Source organism: Streptomyces violens (assembly GCF_000717745.1).
Lineage (GTDB): Bacteria > Actinomycetota > Actinomycetes > Streptomycetales > Streptomycetaceae > Streptomyces > Streptomyces violens.
Map to the genome: position 1 here is coordinate 72,903 of NZ_JOBH01000026.1, position 16,470 is coordinate 89,372.

General features: G+C 71.0%; 15 protein-coding genes and 1 rRNA gene. 8 read left to right on the top strand and 8 right to left on the bottom strand.

Features of this window, described 5'->3' with window-relative positions:
- Positions 1–3: 3 nt before the first annotated feature.
- Positions 4–324 (bottom strand): hypothetical protein, encoded by a 321-nt coding sequence (locus tag IF04_RS0133820; RefSeq protein ID WP_030266959.1) that lies wholly within the window; start codon positions 322–324, stop codon positions 4–6.
- A 71-nt stretch (positions 325–395) separates the two neighbouring features.
- Between IF04_RS0133820 and IF04_RS0133825 the strand changes: the two genes are divergently transcribed.
- On the top strand, positions 396–746 hold the full coding sequence (locus tag IF04_RS0133825; RefSeq protein WP_030266962.1) for a sterol-binding protein: 351 nt from the start codon (positions 396–398) through the stop codon (positions 744–746).
- 33 nt (positions 747–779) lie between these two features.
- On the opposite strand, the gene IF04_RS0133830 is transcribed toward IF04_RS0133825, so the two are convergent.
- The 3 genes from IF04_RS0133830 to IF04_RS0133840 all read right to left on the bottom strand — a co-directional run bounded on the left by IF04_RS0133830 (position 780) and on the right by IF04_RS0133840 (position 3,762).
- Positions 780–1,583 (bottom strand): ABC transporter ATP-binding protein, encoded by an 804-nt coding sequence (locus IF04_RS0133830; RefSeq protein WP_030266963.1) that lies wholly within the window; start codon positions 1,581–1,583, stop codon positions 780–782.
- 74 nt (positions 1,584–1,657) lie between these two features.
- Positions 1,658–2,722 carry a FecCD family ABC transporter permease gene (locus IF04_RS0133835; RefSeq protein ID WP_078601152.1) on the bottom strand — a complete coding sequence of 355 codons (1,065 nt, stop codon included), beginning with the start codon at positions 2,720–2,722 and terminating at the stop codon, positions 1,658–1,660.
- The gene (locus IF04_RS0133840) at positions 2,719–3,762 is read right to left on the bottom strand and encodes a FecCD family ABC transporter permease (RefSeq protein WP_030266967.1); all 1,044 of its coding nucleotides are present in this window, start codon (positions 3,760–3,762) and stop codon (positions 2,719–2,721) included. The genes IF04_RS0133835 and IF04_RS0133840 overlap by 4 nt, the downstream gene beginning before the upstream one ends.
- Positions 3,763–3,827: 65 nt before the next feature.
- Here IF04_RS0133840 and IF04_RS0133845 point away from each other — a divergent pair, with 65 nt between their 5' ends.
- A complete protein-coding gene (locus IF04_RS0133845) occupies positions 3,828–4,856 on the top strand; it encodes an ABC transporter substrate-binding protein (RefSeq protein ID WP_030266969.1) in 1,029 nt (342 codons plus the stop codon).
- A 71-nt stretch (positions 4,857–4,927) separates the two neighbouring features.
- Positions 4,928–5,836 (top strand): siderophore-interacting protein, encoded by a 909-nt coding sequence (locus IF04_RS0133850; RefSeq protein WP_030266972.1) that lies wholly within the window; start codon positions 4,928–4,930, stop codon positions 5,834–5,836.
- 58 nt (positions 5,837–5,894) lie between these two features.
- Here IF04_RS0133850 and IF04_RS0133855 read toward each other — a convergent pair whose 3' ends face one another.
- On the bottom strand, positions 5,895–6,920 hold the full coding sequence (locus tag IF04_RS0133855) for an HAD-IIA family hydrolase (protein ID WP_030266975.1): 1,026 nt from the start codon (positions 6,918–6,920) through the stop codon (positions 5,895–5,897).
- 109 nt (positions 6,921–7,029) lie between these two features.
- Between IF04_RS0133855 and IF04_RS0133860 the strand changes: the two genes are divergently transcribed.
- From IF04_RS0133860 to IF04_RS0133880, 5 genes are all read left to right on the top strand, one after another.
- Positions 7,030–8,289 carry a DUF1015 family protein gene (locus IF04_RS0133860; RefSeq protein WP_030266979.1) on the top strand — a complete coding sequence of 420 codons (1,260 nt, stop codon included), beginning with the start codon at positions 7,030–7,032 and terminating at the stop codon, positions 8,287–8,289.
- A gap of 167 nt (positions 8,290–8,456) precedes the next feature.
- Positions 8,457–10,007, top strand: a complete 1,551-nt coding sequence (locus tag IF04_RS0133865) for a pyridoxal phosphate-dependent decarboxylase family protein (protein ID WP_030266981.1) — start codon at positions 8,457–8,459, stop codon at positions 10,005–10,007.
- Positions 10,008–10,027: 20 nt separating this feature from the next.
- On the top strand, positions 10,028–11,350 hold the full coding sequence (locus tag IF04_RS0133870; protein ID WP_030266985.1) for a lysine N(6)-hydroxylase/L-ornithine N(5)-oxygenase family protein: 1,323 nt from the start codon (positions 10,028–10,030) through the stop codon (positions 11,348–11,350).
- Positions 11,347–11,937, top strand: coding sequence for a GNAT family N-acetyltransferase (locus tag IF04_RS0133875; protein ID WP_030266989.1), 591 nt, complete (start codon positions 11,347–11,349; stop codon positions 11,935–11,937). The genes IF04_RS0133870 and IF04_RS0133875 overlap by 4 nt, the downstream gene beginning before the upstream one ends.
- A complete protein-coding gene (locus tag IF04_RS0133880; RefSeq protein WP_030266992.1) occupies positions 11,934–13,754 on the top strand; it encodes an IucA/IucC family protein in 1,821 nt (606 codons plus the stop codon). The genes IF04_RS0133875 and IF04_RS0133880 overlap by 4 nt, the downstream gene beginning before the upstream one ends.
- Positions 13,755–13,860: 106 nt before the next feature.
- On the opposite strand, the gene IF04_RS39415 is transcribed toward IF04_RS0133880, so the two are convergent.
- The 3 genes from IF04_RS39415 to rrf form a co-directional block, all read right to left on the bottom strand.
- Entirely contained in the window at positions 13,861–14,685 is an 825-nt protein-coding gene (locus IF04_RS39415) for a tetratricopeptide repeat protein (protein ID WP_030266995.1), read from the bottom strand.
- Positions 14,667–15,980, bottom strand: a complete 1,314-nt coding sequence (locus tag IF04_RS39420) for a hypothetical protein (protein ID WP_030266998.1) — start codon at positions 15,978–15,980, stop codon at positions 14,667–14,669. The genes IF04_RS39415 and IF04_RS39420 overlap by 19 nt, the downstream gene beginning before the upstream one ends.
- Before the next feature lie 178 nt (positions 15,981–16,158).
- Positions 16,159–16,275, bottom strand: a 5S ribosomal RNA gene (gene rrf / locus IF04_RS0133895).
- Positions 16,276–16,470 lie beyond the last annotated feature (195 nt).

A 16,470-nucleotide genomic window follows, 5' to 3' on the forward strand; every position in this document is an offset into this window, starting at 1 on the left:
GGTTCAGCTCCTGTTGTCGTTCTGTGCGCCGGGGCGGGGCCCCGGCTGCTGGTCCAAGGAGGCCAGCGTGGTGCGGAGCCCCCGGTGGACATCCTCGTACACCGCGAGATGGCCGCCGACGGCGAGGTGGTCGGCATCGCCGAGCCGGGCCAGCCGGCCGTCCACTTCGGGGTGCCCGGTCGGGGTGACCGCTACGCCGAGCGGCCGCGGCCCCGCGGGCTCCTCGGGGGGCACGTCAGGGCCGTCGGAAGGTGGCTCGTCGGGCGCCGCGACAGCTTCGGGGTCCGGTTCCGGCCACTCGGCACCGGGGTTCGGCTCGTCCATGCCCCGACGCTACCGCGAACCGGTGGCGCTCCGGCGGACGAGTCACGCCTGAGCTGGGTATCGTCCTAGCGATGGCTTCCCTAGAACAGTGCCGAGCGGCCCTGGACCGGCTGGCACAGAATCTCTCGACCTCGGCGGACGGCACCGTGCGCGGCGCCGCCGCCGTGGACCGCTCGCTGAGCTGCCGCATCACCGACCTGGACGTCACGTTCGTGGGGCGGCTGGTGGACGGCACCCTCACGGATGTCACGGCCGTACCGGGCCCGCCCCCGGACAGAGCACAGATCCGGCTCGCCATGACCGGCGACGACCTGGTCGCGATGGTCGACGGCGAGCTGCACTTCGCGCGCGCGTGGGGCAGCGGCCGGGTGAAGCTGGAGGCCGGCTTCCGCGACCTCCTGCGGCTGCGGACGCTGCTGTGACGCCGCCCGTCCCGCGGATCAGGCCGCGGCGGATCAGGCCGCCGCGGCCTTACGAGGCGTGCGCGCCGCCGGGATGATCAGCGGCGTACCGGTCTCCGGGTCGTCGATGATCTGGCACTTCAGCTTGAAGACCCGCTCGATCAGGTCGGCGGTGACCACGTCGGCCGGGGCGCCCTCCGCGACGACCTCGCCACCGCGCATGGCGATGATGTGGCTGGCGTAGCGCGCGGCGTGGTTGAGGTCGTGCAGTACCGCGACGAGCGTGCGCCCCTGCTCCTCGTGGAGCTGGGCGCAGAGGTCCAGGACCTCGATCTGGTGCTGGATGTCGAGGTAGGTGGTCGGCTCGTCCAGGAGCAGCAGCGGGGTCTGCTGGGCGAGGGCCATCGCGATCCACACCCGCTGCCGCTGGCCGCCGGAGAGCTCGTCGACGTACCGCTCCCCCAGCTCGCCCACGCCGGTGGCGTCCATCGACTCCTGGACGATCCGTTCGTCCTCGTCGGACCACTGGCGCAGCAGGCCCTGGTGCGGGTAGCGGCCGCGGGAGACCAGGTCGGCGACGGTGATGCCGTCGGGGGCTATGGAGGACTGCGGGAGCAGGCCGAGGGTACGGGCGACCTTCTTGGCGGGCTGCGAGGAGATCGAGGAGCCATCCAGCAGGACCGAGCCGGCCTGCGGCTTGAGCATCCGGGACAGCGCGCGCAGCAGGGTGGACTTGCCGCAGGCGTTGGGGCCGACGATGACCGTGAAGGAATTGTCCGGGATGTCGACCGAGAGCTGCTCGGCGATGACCCGCTGGTCGTAGGCGAGGGTGACGTTCTGCGCCGCGAGACGGCTCACTTCGGCTCTCCTGGAGGTGGTACGGCCGGTCGGTTGCGGGGTGGTGGCGGTCGGTCCGCCCTGGGGCGGGGCGCTCATACCCGGCCCGCCTTGCGCTCATTGGCCAGCAGCCACAGCAGATAGCCGCCGCCCAGTACGCCGGTGACCACGCCGACCGGGATCTGGTCGGCGCCGAAGACCCGCTGCGAGCCGAGGTCGGCGAGGACCAGCAGGACCGCGCCCATCAGGGCCGAGGGCAGCAGGTTGGGGCCGGTGGCGCGGGTGAGGCGGCGGGCGAGCTGCGGCGCGGTGAGCGCGACGAAGGAGATGGGCCCGGCGGCGGCGGTGGCGGACGCGGTCAGGATGACGGCGGCCAGCAGCGCGACGATGCGGACGCGGCCCGTACGGACGCCGAGCGCGGCGGCCGAGTCGTCGCCCATCTCCAGCATGGCCAGCGGCCGGGCGCAGAGCAGGATCACCGGGACCAGAACGACGCAGACCGCGGCCAGCGGCCAGACCTGGTCCCAGTCACGGCCGCTGAGGGAGCCGGTCATCCAGGTGGTGGCGCGGGTGGCCTCGACGATGTTCGCCTTGGTCATCAGGTACAGGACGACGGCGTAGAGCATGGCGGCGGCGCCGATGCCGACGAGGACGAAGCGGTAGCCGTGCACGCCGCGCTGCCAGGCGAGCAGGAAGATCGCGACGCCGGTGAGGACGCCGCCGGCCACCGCGCCCATCGCGATGGCGACGGTGGAGCCCTGGAGGTACACGATGACGATCAGGGCGCCGACGGAGGAACCCTGCGCGAAGCCGAGCACGTCGGGGCTGCCGAGCGGGTTGCGGGTGACGGTCTGGAAGACCGCGCCGGCCAGCCCGAAGCAGACGCCGACCAGCAGCGCGACCAGGACCCTGGGCAGCCGCAGATCGTTGACGATCAGTTCCTGGCCCGGGTTGCCGCCGCCGCTGAGGGTGGTGAGGACGTCGCCGAAGGACATCGGGAAGTCGCCGGTGCCGATGAGCAGGACGCCGGACGCGAGCGCCACGAGGAGCAGCAGCAGGCCCGCCAGTACGGCCCTGGGGTGCAGCCGTACGGACAGTCCGCCGGCGGTGCGCAGGGCCTTCACGGCCGGGCGCGCGGGGGTCTTGGTGGGAGTGCTCACAGCTGTGCCATCTTCCGTCGCCGTACGAGATGGATGAAGACCGGGCCGCCGATGACGGCCGTGACGATGCCGACCTGGAGCTCGCCGGGGCGGGCCGCGATCCGGCCGATGATGTCGGCGCCGAGCAGCAGCACCGGCGAGAGGACCGCGGAGTACGGCAGGATCCAGCGCATGTCGGGGCCGGTGATGGCGCGTACGGCGTGCGGGACCATCAGGCCGACGTAGACGATCGGGCCGCAGGCGGCGGTGGCGGCGCCGCACAGCAGGGTCACGGCGGCCATGGCGGCGACGCGGGTGCGGGTGAGCTTGGTGCCGAGGGCGCGGGCCTGGTCGTCGCCGAGCGCGACGGCGTTCAGCGGCCGGGCGACGAGCAGCGCGACCAGCGTGCCGGCCACGATGAAGGGCGCGACCTTCTCGACGGTGGGCATGGTGGCCGAGGCGAGCGAACCGACCGTCCAGAAGCGCATCTTGTCCAGCGACGCGGTGTTCATGAGGTTGACCGCGTTGAGGTAGCCGGTGAGGGCCGCGGTGAGGGCGGTACCGGCGAGCGCGAGCCGGACGGGGGTCGCGTTGCGGGTGCCGCCGAGGATGTACACGGCGGCGGAGACGACGGCGGCACCGGCGAAGGCGAACCACACGTACGACGTGAGGGAGGTGACGCCGAAGAAGGTGATGCCGGTGACGACGGCCGCGGAGGCACCCGCGTTGATGCCGAGGACGCCGGGGTCGGCCAGGGGGTTGCGGGTGAGTGCCTGCATGACGGCGCCGGCGAGGCCCAGGGCCGCGCCGGCGAGCAGGCCGAGCAGGGTGCGGGGCAGCCGGACGTCACGGACGATCACGTCGGTGTCGGTACCGGAGTAGTGCATGACGCCGTGCCAGACGTCCGCCACCGGTATCTGTTTCGAGCCGACGGCGATTCCGAGGACGGTGATGACCGCGAGGATGCCGAGGGCGGCGAGGAGTCCCGCGGAGCGGGTGGCCTGCCGTCGCCGGGGCACCACGGGCGCGGCGGCTGCTTCAGGGGGGCTGTCGACCAACACGCCGTTTAGGTTAGCCTAACCTCACGTTGCCCACTCAGGCCCTCCCCAGAGAGAAGTGCGTCCCTATGAGCATGTCCCCCAGACCTTCCCTGTCCCGACGCGGCCTGCTGGCGGCCGGCGGGGCCGTCGGCGTCGGCGCCCTGCTCGCCGCGTGCGGCAGCGAGAAGGCCTCGGGACCGGCCGACAGTGAAGGCAAGGGCGGACCCTGGAGCTTCACCGACGACCGCAAGAAGAAGGTCTCCCTGAAGACTGTGCCACAGCGCATCGTCGCCTTCACCGGTACCGCCGCCGCGCTGCACGACTTCGGCATCGAGGACCAGATCGTCGGCGTCTTCGGTCCCACCAAGCTCAAGAACGGCAAGCCCGACCCGCAGGCCGGTGACCTGGACATCTCCAAGGTCACCATCATCGGCAACGCCTACGGGCAGTTCAACGTCGAGAAGTACGCCGGGCTCGCCCCGGACCTCCTCGTGACCAACATGTACGAGCCGGGCGCCCTGTGGTTCGTGCCCGAGGAGAGCAAGGACAAGATCACCAAGCTCGCCGAGAGCGTCGCGATCACCTCCTCCCGCACCCCGATGGTCAAGATCATCGAGCGGTACGCCGAACTCGCGGAGTCCCTCGGTGCCGACCTGAAGGCCAAGAAGGTCACCGACGCCAAGGCCCGCTTCGAGAAGGCCGCGGCCCGGCTGCGCAAGGCCGCCAAGTCCAACCCGGTCAAGGTGCTCGCCTGCTCCGGCAGCCCGGACCTCTTCTACGCCTCCAACCCGGGCATCAACGCCGACCTGATGTACTTCAAGTCCCTCGGCGTGGACCTGATCGTCCCGGACAAGCTCGACAAGGGCGGCTACTTCGAGTCGCTGAGCTGGGAGAACGCCGACAAGTACAAGGCGGACGTGCTCCTGCTCGACAACCGCACCGCCACCCTCCAGCCCAAGGACCTGGCCGCCAAGCCCGCTTGGGCGAAGCTGCCCGCCGTCAAGGCGGACCAGATCGCCCCCTGGTCCAGCGAGCCCCGCTTCTCCTACGCGGGCGCAGCCCCGCTCGTCGAGGGCCTCGCCAAGGCCATCGAGGATGCCAAGAAGGTCAACTGACGCGCCGGGGGCCGGCCGCGCACCCCTCGGCCGGCCCCCCGCAACTCCACCCAAGGGAGGTCTTCCCCCGCATGACCACGACCGCCGCCCCCGCCACCGCCCCGTTCCGCTTCTTCGACCTGCACGTCGTGCGCACCCGCCGGCTCGGCCCCTCGATGGTCCGGATCACCTTCGGCGGCGCGCGCCTGCCGGAGCTGCTGACCGGCGGCCGCGACCAGCGGGTGAAACTCTTCTTCCCGCGGGAGCACCAGAGCGTCCCTGTCTTCGACGACCAGGGCGACGGCTGGTACGCGGCCTGGCGGGTGCAGGACCCGGCCGAGCGCAGCATCATGCGGACGTACACGGTCCGCGCGCAGCGCCAGGTCCCGGCGCCGGAACTGGACGTGGACTTCGCGCTGCACGGCGCGGAGGAGGGGACCTCGGGACCGGCCGGCCGGTGGGCGGCGAACGCCGTGCCCGGCGACCGGATCAGCATCCTGGGCCCGGTGGTCGAGGACAACGGCGGCGTGGACTTCCGCCCGCCGCAGGGCACCGACTGGATCCTGCTCAGCGGCGACGAGACGGCCCTGCCGGCCATCGCCAACATCCTGGCCTGGCTGACGCCCGGCACCAAGGCCAAGGTGTGGATCGAGGTGGGCCACGCGGCGGACCGCCAGGAGCTGCCCACCTTCGCCGACGCCGACATCACCTGGCTGGTGCGCGAGGAGTCGGACGCCGACCGTACGATTGGGGTCTCCCCTGCTCGAGCGGAGTCGAGAGCTTGGGGAAGGATGCTCTCTGCAGTACGTGCCGCCGAGCTGCCCGAGGGCACGCCGTACGCCTGGATCGCGGGCGAGTCCGGCACCGTCAAGGCGCTCCGCCGGCACCTGGTCAAGGAGCGCGGCTTCGACCGCAGGGCCGTGAAATTCACCGGTTACTGGCGGCGCGGCGCGAGCGAGGAACAGCTCCTGGCCGAGCTGACGGCCGCCGCGCAGAAGTGAACGCAAGGGCCCGCCTGCACTGCGCAGGCGGGCCCTTCGTCTGCCGTCCAGAAGCCTGTTACAGCCCGAGGCGGGCCAGCGCCTTCTCCGCCCCGGCCGTGCACGAGCCGTCCCCGGCCGCCGTCCAGGCCGCCGCGCACAGTGCCCGCAGTCCGTCCAGAGGGGAGCCCTCGCCATCGAGTACGAGCACGTCCTCGGCCACCGAGGCGACCCAACCGCCGCACCCGAAGCCGCCGTCGGCGTCCGTCACCGCCGGCTGCGGCCCGAGGATGCCGCGCAGGTCCGCGTCCACGTACGTGGGGCGGTGCTGCGGCGGCGCGGCCAGCAGCTCGGCCGCCGTGGTGACACCGGTGAGCACCAGCAGCGAGTCCACGCCGCCGTTGAACGCGCCCTCGATGTCGGTGTCCAGCCGGTCCCCCACCACCAGCGGCCGCCGCGCCCCCGTGCGCAGCACGGTCTCGCGGTGCATCGGCGGCTGCGGCTTGCCCGCGACCTGCGGCGTGCCGCCGGTGGCGATCCGTACGACCTCCACCAGCGCGCCGTTGCCCGGTGCGATGCCGCGCTCCTTCGGGATCGTCAGGTCGGTGTTGGCGGCGAACCACGGCACGCCGCGGCCGACCGCGTAGGCCGCCTCCGCGAGCTGCTCCCAGTTCTGCTTGGGGTCGTAGCCCTGCACCACGGCGGCGGGGTCGTCCTCCGCCGAGTCCACCGGCACCAGGCCCCGCTCGCGCAGCGCGACCTTCAGGCCCTCGCCGCCGATCGCCAGTACCCTCGCGCCCTCGGGCACCTGACCGGCGATCAGCCGGGCGACCGCCTGCGCGGAGGTGACGACGTCGCCCGCCTCGGTCGGCAGGCCGTACCCGGACAGCTGCGCGGCCACGGCGTCCGGGGTGCGCGCCGCGTTGTTCGTGACGTACGCCAGGTGCATCCCGCCGTCGCGCGCGGCGGTCAGCGACTCCACCGCGTGCGGCACGGCGGACCCGCCCGCGTACACGACGCCGTCCAGGTCCAGCAGCGCCGTGTCGTACGCCTCGCTCAGCGTCCGGGCGCTGCCCTCCGGCCGCGTCCGCACCCGCTCGTCCATGCCGTCCAGCTCCTTAACCATCCATACCGCGCGCAAACGGCCATTTCCCGCCGCATTGCGCTTCTCCCCCGATCATCCCTCACCGTCCCGACCGGCATAGCATTTGCCAATGACCAGCACCGACGGCCTGCGCCTGGACACCTTTCGCGGACTGCGCTACGCACCCCACCGGGTGAGCAGTCTCACCGCGGTCACCTCGCCCCCGTACGACGTGGTGGTCCGGCCGGACGGCGTCCGGCACCTGGAGACCGCCGATCCTTACAACATCGTCCGGCTGATCCTGCCGCACGCCGCGGACCCGGCGACCCGGCACCGCAAGGCCGCCGACACGCTCGCCCGCTGGCGTGCCGAGGGCGTCCTCGCGCCCGATCCGCAGCCTGCGCTGTATGTGTACGAGCAGCGCAGGGGCGATGTGCTGCAGCGCGGCATCATCGGGGCGCTGGGGCTGGACGGGCCGGTGCTGCCGCACGAGGACGTGATCGCCGAGGTGGTCGAGGACCGGGCCGCGCTGATGCGTACCGCGGCCGCAAACTTCGAGCCGCTTTTGCTGTCGTACCGGGGCGAGGGGACGGCGAGCGGCGCCACCGCGGTGATCGAACGGACCACGCAGCTCCCGCCGCTGCTGGCCACCACGACCGAGGACGGCTTCGCGCACCGGCTGTGGGCGGTGACCGATCCGGCCGAACTGGCGGCGGTGGACGCGGATCTCTCGGCCCGGCAGGCGCTGATCGCGGACGGGCATCACCGCTGGGCGACGTACCAGCGGCTCGCGGAGGAGCAGCGGGCCGGGGCCGGCTCGCCCTGGTCGCGCGGCCTGGTGCTGCTGGTCGACACCGCCCGATACCCCTTGCGGGTGCGGGCCATTCACCGTGTGCTGCCGCATCTGCCGCTGGAGCGGGCGCTGGCGGAGCTGGACGGTGCCTTCCGGGTGCGCGAGGTGCCCGGGCCGCTGCCCGCGGCGCTGGAGGCGCTGGAGGCGGCGCAGGGCAGCGCCTTCCTGCTCGCCTCGGGACCGGACTCCTTCCGGCTGCTGGACAGCCCCGATCCGGAGCTGTTGGCGCGGGCGATCCGTACGGACCGGCCGGAGGCGTGGCGGCGGCTGGATGCCACCGTTCTGCACTCCGTTCTGCTGGACGAGGTGTGGCGGATTCCGGACCACCCGGACGGCATCCGCTACATCCACGACACGGACGCGGCGCTCGAGTGGGCCGCGAAGCACGGTGGTACGGCGGTCCTGATGCGGGCCGTCGACGAGGAGACGGTCCGTCAACTGGCCGCGCAGGGCGTGACGATGCCGCGCAAGTCCACCTCGTTCGGCCCGAAGCCGGCGACGGGACTGGTGCTGCGCACGCTCGACACGGACAGCTGAGACACCGCTCCACCCCCTTCGGAACATCCTCCCCGTCCCTCCCTGGACACCCCCTGCCCACATCGACACGAGGTTAGGTTAGGCTTACCTCACCAAGTCGACGGGCTGGGGGCTCTCCCCACCCGTCCCGCGCGGGCCGCGATGCCCGTACCAGGGAGGACACGTTCATGACTTTCCTCGCGCCGACCGGCGAGGACCCGTCCCAGGCTCCTGCCCCCGCTTTCACCGGCAGCAAGGACCACCTGCTCAACGACACTACTGTCCAGTACTACCGCAACGCGGTACGGGACGGGGTCGACCGGGTGGCCGCCAAACTCGCGGCGACGGACCGTCCCTTCACCGGCATGACCGCGGACCGGCTCACCCCCGCGGTGCGCGGGATCGACCTGGAGGCGCCGCTGGGGGACGCGGCTGCCGCCCTGGACGAGCTGGAGGACATCTACCTCCGCGACGCCGTCTACTTCCACCACCCGCGCTACCTCGCCCACCTCAACTGCCCGGTGGTCATCCCCGCCGTGGTCGCCGAGGCCGTGCTCTCCGCCGTCAACTCCTCCCTGGACACCTGGGACCAGAGCGCCGGCGGCACCCTCATCGAGCAGCGCCTCATCGAGTGGACCGCGGGCCGCATCGGTTTCGGCGACGACGCCGACGGCGTCTTCACCAGCGGCGGCACCCAGTCCAACCTCCAGGCCATGCTGCTCGCCCGTGACGAGGCCCGCCGCCTCGCCCGCGAAGCCCACCCGCACCTGGACGACACCGAGGTCCGCACCCGCCTGCGCATCCTCACCTCCCAGGTCAGCCACTTCAGCATCGAAAAAGCCGCCACCCTCCTCGGCCTCACCCCCGAGGCCGTCATCGCGATCCCCGTCGACGACGAGAAGCGGCTGCGCACCGACGCCCTGGAGAAGGAGCTCACCCGCTGCGCCGAGGAGGGCCTCATACCGATGGCCGTCGTCGCCACCGCCGGCACCACCGACTTCGGCTCCATCGACCCGCTCCCCGACATCGCCGCGCTCTGCGCCCGCGAAGGCGTCTGGATGCACGTCGACGCCGCGTACGGCTGCGGCCTGCTGGTATCGAAGCGCCGCGGCTACCTCGACGGCATCGAGAACGCCGACTCGGTCACCGTGGACTACCACAAGTCCTTCTTCCAGCCCGTCAGTTCCAGCGCCGTCATCGTCCGCGACCGCACCACCCTGCGGCACGTCACGTACCACGCCGACTACCTCAACCCGGAGCGGATGGCGAAGAAGCGCATCCCCAACCAGGTCGACAAGTCGCTCCAGACCACCCGCCGCTTCGACGCGCTCAAGCTCTGGATGACCCTGCGCATCATGGGCGCCGATCAGATCGGCGAGCTCTTCGACGACGTCGTGGACCGCGCCGCCGACGGCTGGCGCCTCCTGGACACGGACGACCGCTACGAGGTCGTCACCCGCCCCACGCTCTCCACCCTGGTCTTCCGCTACGTACCGGACCGGGACGCGGACCCCGAGCTCGTCGACCGGATCAACCTCTACGCCCGCGAAGCGCTCGCCGCCTCCGGCGAGGCCGTCATCGCCTCCACCGTCGTCGACGGCCGCCACTACCTCAAGTTCACCCTGCTCAACCCCGAGACCACCCTCGGCGACATCGCCGCGGTCCTCGATCTGATCGCCGAGCATGCAGGCGGACGCCTCGCCGAAGAGGCCACGCCGGAACTCACCAGCGCTCACTGACCGCCCTCACCGGAGACCTCGTGACTGCCAACCCCCCGCACGCCACGCCCGAACACGACTTCATCGCCATCGGCCTCGGACCGTTCAACCTCGGCCTGGCCTGCCTGACCGAACCCCTCGCCGAGCTCGACGGCCTCTTCCTGGAGTCCAAGCCCGACTTCGAGTGGCACTCCGGGATGTTCCTCGAAGGCGCCCACCTCCAGACGCCGTTCATGGCCGACCTGGTCACCCTCGCCGACCCCACCTCCGAGTACTCCTTCCTGAACTACCTGAAGGAATCGGGCCGGCTGTACTCCTTCTACATCCGCGAGAACTTCTATCCGCTGCGCGAGGAGTACAACGACTACTGCCGCTGGGCCGCCGCCAAACTGAGCAGCGTCCGCTTCGGCCACCGGGTCGACTCCGTCGAGTACGACGAGCAGGCCGAGCTGTACCTCGTCCACGGCACCGACCTGGCCACCGGCGAGCGGCGCACCCACCGCGGCCGCCGCCTCGTGCTCGGCACCGGCACCCCGCCCTACCTCCCCGACTCCTGCCGGGACCTGGGCGGCGACCTGATCCACAACTCGCGCTACCTGCCGAACAAGGAAGCGCTCCAGGCCAAGGACTCCATCACCCTGGTCGGCAGCGGCCAGAGCGCCGCGGAGATCTACTACGACCTGCTCTCCGAGATCGACGTCCACGGCTACAAGCTCAACTGGGTCACCCGCTCCCCGCGCTTCTTCCCGCTGGAGTACACCAAGCTCACGCTGGAGATGACCTCCCCCGAGTACGTGGACTACTTCCACGCGCTCCCCGAGGCCACCCGCTACCGCCTGGAGTCCCAGCAGAAGGGCCTCTTCAAGGGCATCGACGGCGAACTCATCGACGCGATCTTCGACCTGCTCTACCAGAAGAACCTCAAGGGCCCGGTCCAGACCCGGCTCTTCACCAACACCGCGCTGAACGACGCGTCGTACGACGAGGCCACCGGCACCTACACGCTGGACCTGCGCCACGAGGAGCAGGAGAAGGACTTCGCCCTGGAGACCCAGGGCCTGATCCTCGCCACCGGCTACCGCTACACCACCCCGGACTTCCTCGCGCCGGTCGCCGACCGCATCCGCCTGGACGGCCAGGGCCGCTTCGACGTCGCCCGCAACTACAGCGTCGACCACAGCGGCCAGGGCGTCTTCCTGCAGAACGCCGGCGTGCACACGCACAGCATCACCTCGCCCGACCTGGGCATGGGTCCCTACCGCAACGCGTACATCATCGCGGAAATGCTGGGCCGACAGCCCTACGCCGTGGAGAAGACCATCGCGTTCCAGGAATTCGGAGCACCGGAAGGCATCGTCCGATGAGCGACAAGAACAGCGCACCCGAGATTCTCTTCAGCCGTACCGACCCCGCACTCGGCGAATTCGCCGTCCGCGCGCTCGACCCCCTCAAGGACACCGAGCTGCTGCACAGCTGGGTCACCCACCCCAAGGCGTCCTTCTGGATGATGCAGGACGCCACGCTCCCCGACGTGGAGCGCGAGTACATGGGCATCGCCGCCGCCGAGCACCACGACGCCTTCATCGGACTGCACAACGGCCGCCCCGCCTTCCTCATGGAGCGGTATGACCCGGCCCACGTCGAGCTGGTCGGCCTCTACGACCCCCAGCCGGGCGACGTCGGCATGCACTTCCTGACCGCGCCCAGCGACACCCCCGTACACGGCTTCACCCGAGCCGTCATCACCACCGTCATGGCGATGCTCTTCGAGGACCCGGCCACCGCCCGCGTCGTCGTCGAGCCCGATGTCAACAACAAGGCCGTCCACGCCCTCAACGAAGCCGTCGGCTTCGAGATCGTCCGGCAGATCGCCAAGCCGGAGAAGGACGCCTACCTCAGCACCTGCACCCGCGAGCAGTACCTTGCGGCGATAGGAGTGACCACCCGATGAACGCCGCCACCACCCCCAGCGACGCCGTGGCCCACCTCACCCCCGAACTCTGGGACCGGGCCGGCCGCCTCCTCATCCGCAAAGCCCTCGCGGAGTTCACCCACGAGCGGCTGCTGACGCCCCGCCCGATGCTGGACGGCCGCTACTCCGTCCGCAGCGACGACGGCACCGTGGAGTACCGCTTCACCGCCCAGGTCCTCACCCTCGACCACTGGCAGATCGACGCCGACTCGATCACCCGCCACCGCGAGGACACCGACCTCCCCCTCGACGCCGTCGAGTTCTTCATCGAACTGCGCGACGCCCTCGGCCTCAGCGACGAGATCCTCCCGGTCTACCTGGAAGAGATCAGCTCCACCCTCTCCGGCACGGCCTACAAACTGACCAAGGAGCACGTCCCGGCCGACGAGCTCGCGAAGTCCGGCTTCCAGGACATCGAGACCGGCATGACCGAGGGCCACCCCTGCTTCGTGGCCAACAACGGCCGCCTCGGCTTCGGCATCCACGAGTACCGCGCGTACGCCCCCGAGGCCGCGGCCCCGATCCAGCTCATCTGGCTCGCCGCCCGCCGCGACCGCGCCACCTTCACCGCCGGCGCGGGCCTGGACTACGAGGCGCTGATGCACGCGGAGCTCGGCGAGGAGACGCTCTCCCGCTTCGCGGCGACCATGGCCGACCAGGGCCTGGACCTGGCCGATTATTTGCTGCTGCCCGTCCACCCCTGGCAGTGGTGGAACAAGCTCTCCGTCACCTTCGCCGCCGAGGTCGCCCAGCAGCGCCTGGTATGCCTCGGCCCCGGCGACGACGAGTACCTCGCGCAGCAGTCCATCCGGACCTTCTTCAACACCAGCAACCCCGAGCGCCACTACGTCAAAACGGCCCTCTCGGTCCTCAACATGGGCTTCATGCGCGGCCTCTCCGCCGCGTACATGGAGGCCACCCCGGCCATCAACGACTGGCTGGCCGGCCTCATCGACAGCGACCCGGTCCTGCGGCGGACCGGCCTGACGATCATCCGCGAGCGCGCCGCCATCGGCTACCACCACCGCCAGTACGAAGAGGCCACCACCAAGGGCTCCCCGTACCGCAAGATGCTCGCCGCGCTCTGGCGCGAGTCCCCGGTACCGTCCCTGGCCCCCGGCCAGCGCCTCGCCACCATGGCCTCGCTGCTGCACACCGACCGCGACGGCGCCTCCTTCGCGGGCGCCCTGATGCGCGAGTCCGGCCTGAGCGCCGTGGAGTGGCTCCGCCGCTACCTCAAGGCGTACTTCACCCCGCTCCTGCACAGCTTCTACGCCTACGACCTGGTCTTCATGCCGCACGGCGAGAACGTCATCCTCGTCATCGAGAACGGCGTCGTGCAGCGCGCGATCTACAAGGACATCGCCGAGGAGATCGCGGTCATGGACCCCGACGCGGTCCTCCCCCCGGCCGTCGAGCGCATCCGCGCCGACGTCCCCGAAGACAAGAAACTCCTCTCCATCTTCACCGACGTCTTCGACTGCTTCTTCCGCTTCCTCAACGGCATCCTCGTCACCGAAGGCCTGGTGGACGAGGAGACCTTCTGGCGCACGGTCGCCGAATGCGTCACCGAGTACCAGGCGTCCGCGCCCGAACTGGCGGACAAGTTCGCCCAGTACGACATGTTCGCCGAGGAGTTCGCGCTCTCCTGCCTGAACCGCCTCCAGCTGCGCAACAACAAGGAGATGGTCAACCTCCAGGACCCGGCCGGCGCCCTCCAGCTGATCGGCAACCTGCAGAACCCGATCGCCCGCTTCGCCCCGGGCACGGCCACGGAAACGGCCGCGGTGGCGTGACCCCGCGGTAACGGCCGGCCGCCCCGACGGTCCGGGACGGCCGGCCGAAAACGCAAGAGGGCGGGATCCCATCGGGGATCCCGCCCTCTTCGCTGTGCGGTCTTACTTACTTGTCCGCGCCCGGCTCGGCGGCCTCGTCCTTGGCCTGGTCCTTGTCCTCGTCCTTATCGGAGAAGGTGGGGACGACGGGCTCGGCGGCCTCGACCGGCTCGGTCACCGTCGTGGAGTCAGCCGCAGCTTCGTCCGCGGCCGCATCCGCGCCCTCGTCCTCCTGCTCGTCCGTCTCGTCCTCGTCCTCCGCCAGCGCGTCCGTGAACTCCACGCCGTCCAGCTCCGCCAGCCGGTCCGAGGCGTCCGTCGTACCGCCCTGGTCGGCCTCCAGCGCCTTGGCGAACCAATCGCGGGCCTCGTCCTCGCGGCCGACCTCCAGCAGCGCGTCGGCGTACGCGTAGCGCAGCCGCGCCGTCCACGGGTGCACCGCGTTGGACGCCAGCTCGGGGCTCTGCAGCGTCACCACGGCGGCGTCCGCCTGGCCCATGTCGCGCCGGGCACCCGCCGCGACCAGCCGCATCTCGACCTGCCCGGCCTTGTCCAGCCGCTGCACCTCGGGCTCGCCGGCCATGGCGAGGGCCTTCTCGGGCCGGCCCATGCCGCGCTCGCAGTCGGCCATCACCGGCCACAGCTCCGCGCTGCCCGTCATCCGGCGCGACGCCCGGAACTCCGCCAGCGCCTCGCTGTACTTGCCGAAGCCGTACGCCGCGAAGCCGGCCGCCTCGCGGACTGCGGCGACGCGGGACGCGAGCCGCAGCGCGATACGCGAGTACTCGTACGCCCGCTCGGGGTCCTCGTCCAGCAGCTTCGCCACCATCACGAGGTTGCGCGCGACGTCCTCGGCGAGCGTCTTCGGCAGGCTCAGCAGCTCCTGCCGCACGTCCTTGTCGATCTCGTCACCGGTGACGTCGTCCGGAATCGGCAGCCGCTTGATCGGCTCCCGGTCCCGCCGGTCATCCCGACGATCGTCCCGCCGGTCATCACGGCCCCGCCCCTGCCCATACGGCCGACGCCCACCCCGGTCGTCGTCCCGCCGGAACCCACCACGGTCGTCCCGCCGGTCACCACCGCGGTCGTCACGACGGAACCCACCACGGTCGCCACCGCGGTCGTCCCGACGGAAGCCCCCGCGATCGCCACCACGGTCATCACGGCGGTCATCGCGCCGGAAGCCACCACGGTCACCGCCGCGGTCACCACCGCGGTCATCGCGACGGAAGCCGCCACGATCGCCACCACGGTCGTCCCGGCGGAAGCCACCACGGTCACCGCCACGATCGCCACCACGGTCATCGCGACGGTCATCGCGACGGAAGCCACCACGGTCACCGCCACGGTCGTCACGCCGGTCATCACGGCGGAACCCACCGCGCTCGCCACCACGGTCATCGCGGCGGAAGCCACCGCGGTCGCCGCCACGGTCGTCCTCACGACGCGGGCCACGGGGCCGGTCGTCGCGGCGGTCCGCACCGCGGTCATCGCGACGGAAGCCGCCCCGATCGCCACCGCGGTCATCGCGGCGGTCGTCGCGACGGAACCCGCCACGGTCGTCCTCACGACGGGGACCACGGGGCCGGTCGTCCCGACGGAAGCCCCCACGGTCGCCACCGCGCTCGTCACGCCGGTCATCGCGACGGAACCCACCGCGGTCTCCGCCACGGTCCGCACCGCGATCGTCGCGACGGAAGCCGCCACGCTCGCCACCACGGTCATCGCGACGGAATCCCCCGCGCTCGCCACCACGGTCGTCACGCCGGAAGCCACCGCGCTCGCCGCCACGGTCGTCCTCACGACGGGGACCACGCGGCCGGTCGTCGCGGCGGTCCGCACCGCGGTCATCACGCCGGAAGCCGCCACGCTCGCCACCGCGATCCGCGCCGCGGTCGTCACGACGGAACCCACCACGGTCGCCACCGCGATCGTCACGCCGGTCATCGCGGCGGAACCCACCGCGGTCGCTGCCACGGTCGTCCTCGCGGCGCGGCCCACGCGGCCGGTCGTCCCGACGGAAGTCCCCGCGACCCGCACCACGGTCGTCCCGGCGGGGACCCCCACCGCGTTCGCCGCCACGGTCATCGCGGCGGAAGCCACCACGGTCGCCGCCCCGCTCGCCGCCACGGTCGTCACGCCGGTCATCGCGGCGGAAGCCGCCACGGTCGGGCCGGTCACCACCATCGCGCCAGCGCGGCCGGCGCTCCGATCGGTCGTCGGGAGAGTTGGTGGACATCGACGTGACTCCTGTCTTCGGTACTGCTGGTCATTCTCACGCACCGACCAGTTCGGCGCGCTTCGGCAAAACAAAAAGGACCCTTGGTCCCAGCATGAACGCTGGGACCAAGGGTCCTGAAAGATTGTTCGGCGGCGTCCTACTCTCCCACAGGGTCCCCCCTGCAGTACCATCGGCGCGGAAAGGCTTAGCTTCCGGGTTCGGAATGTAACCGGGCGTTTCCCTAACGCTATGACCACCGAAACCCTATCGGGTTCGAGCGAACAAGCACACTCTTCAGTTAAGTAATGAAGCATGAAACTTGGTTCAACCGGTGCGACTGTTCGCAACCCGGGAACCACACAGTGGACGCGAGCAACTGAGGACAAGCCCTCGGCCTATTAGTACCAGTCAACTCCACCCGTTACCGGGCTTCCATATCTGGCCTATCAACCCAGT

Excerpts from the sequence above, each read along its gene's own strand:
- IF04_RS0133860 (WP_030266979.1), top strand. The coding sequence starts at position 7,030 with ATGACCAGCACCGACGGCCTGCGCCTGGACACCTTTCGCGGACTGCGC.
- IF04_RS0133825 (WP_030266962.1), top strand. The coding sequence starts at position 396 with ATGGCTTCCCTAGAACAGTGCCGAGCGGCCCTGGACCGGCTGGCACAG.
- IF04_RS0133820 (WP_030266959.1), bottom strand. The coding sequence starts at position 324 with ATGGACGAGCCGAACCCCGGTGCCGAGTGGCCGGAACCGGACCCCGAA.
- IF04_RS0133865 (WP_030266981.1), top strand. The coding sequence starts at position 8,457 with ATGACTTTCCTCGCGCCGACCGGCGAGGACCCGTCCCAGGCTCCTGCC.
- IF04_RS0133845 (WP_030266969.1), top strand. The coding sequence starts at position 3,828 with ATGAGCATGTCCCCCAGACCTTCCCTGTCCCGACGCGGCCTGCTGGCG.
- IF04_RS0133875 (WP_030266989.1), top strand. The coding sequence starts at position 11,347 with ATGAGCGACAAGAACAGCGCACCCGAGATTCTCTTCAGCCGTACCGAC.
- IF04_RS39420 (WP_030266998.1), bottom strand. The coding sequence starts at position 15,980 with ATGGTGGTGACCGGCCCGACCGTGGCGGCTTCCGCCGCGATGACCGGC.
- IF04_RS0133880 (WP_030266992.1), top strand. The coding sequence starts at position 11,934 with ATGAACGCCGCCACCACCCCCAGCGACGCCGTGGCCCACCTCACCCCC.
- IF04_RS0133855 (WP_030266975.1), bottom strand. The coding sequence starts at position 6,920 with ATGGACGAGCGGGTGCGGACGCGGCCGGAGGGCAGCGCCCGGACGCTG.
- IF04_RS0133850 (WP_030266972.1), top strand. The coding sequence starts at position 4,928 with ATGACCACGACCGCCGCCCCCGCCACCGCCCCGTTCCGCTTCTTCGAC.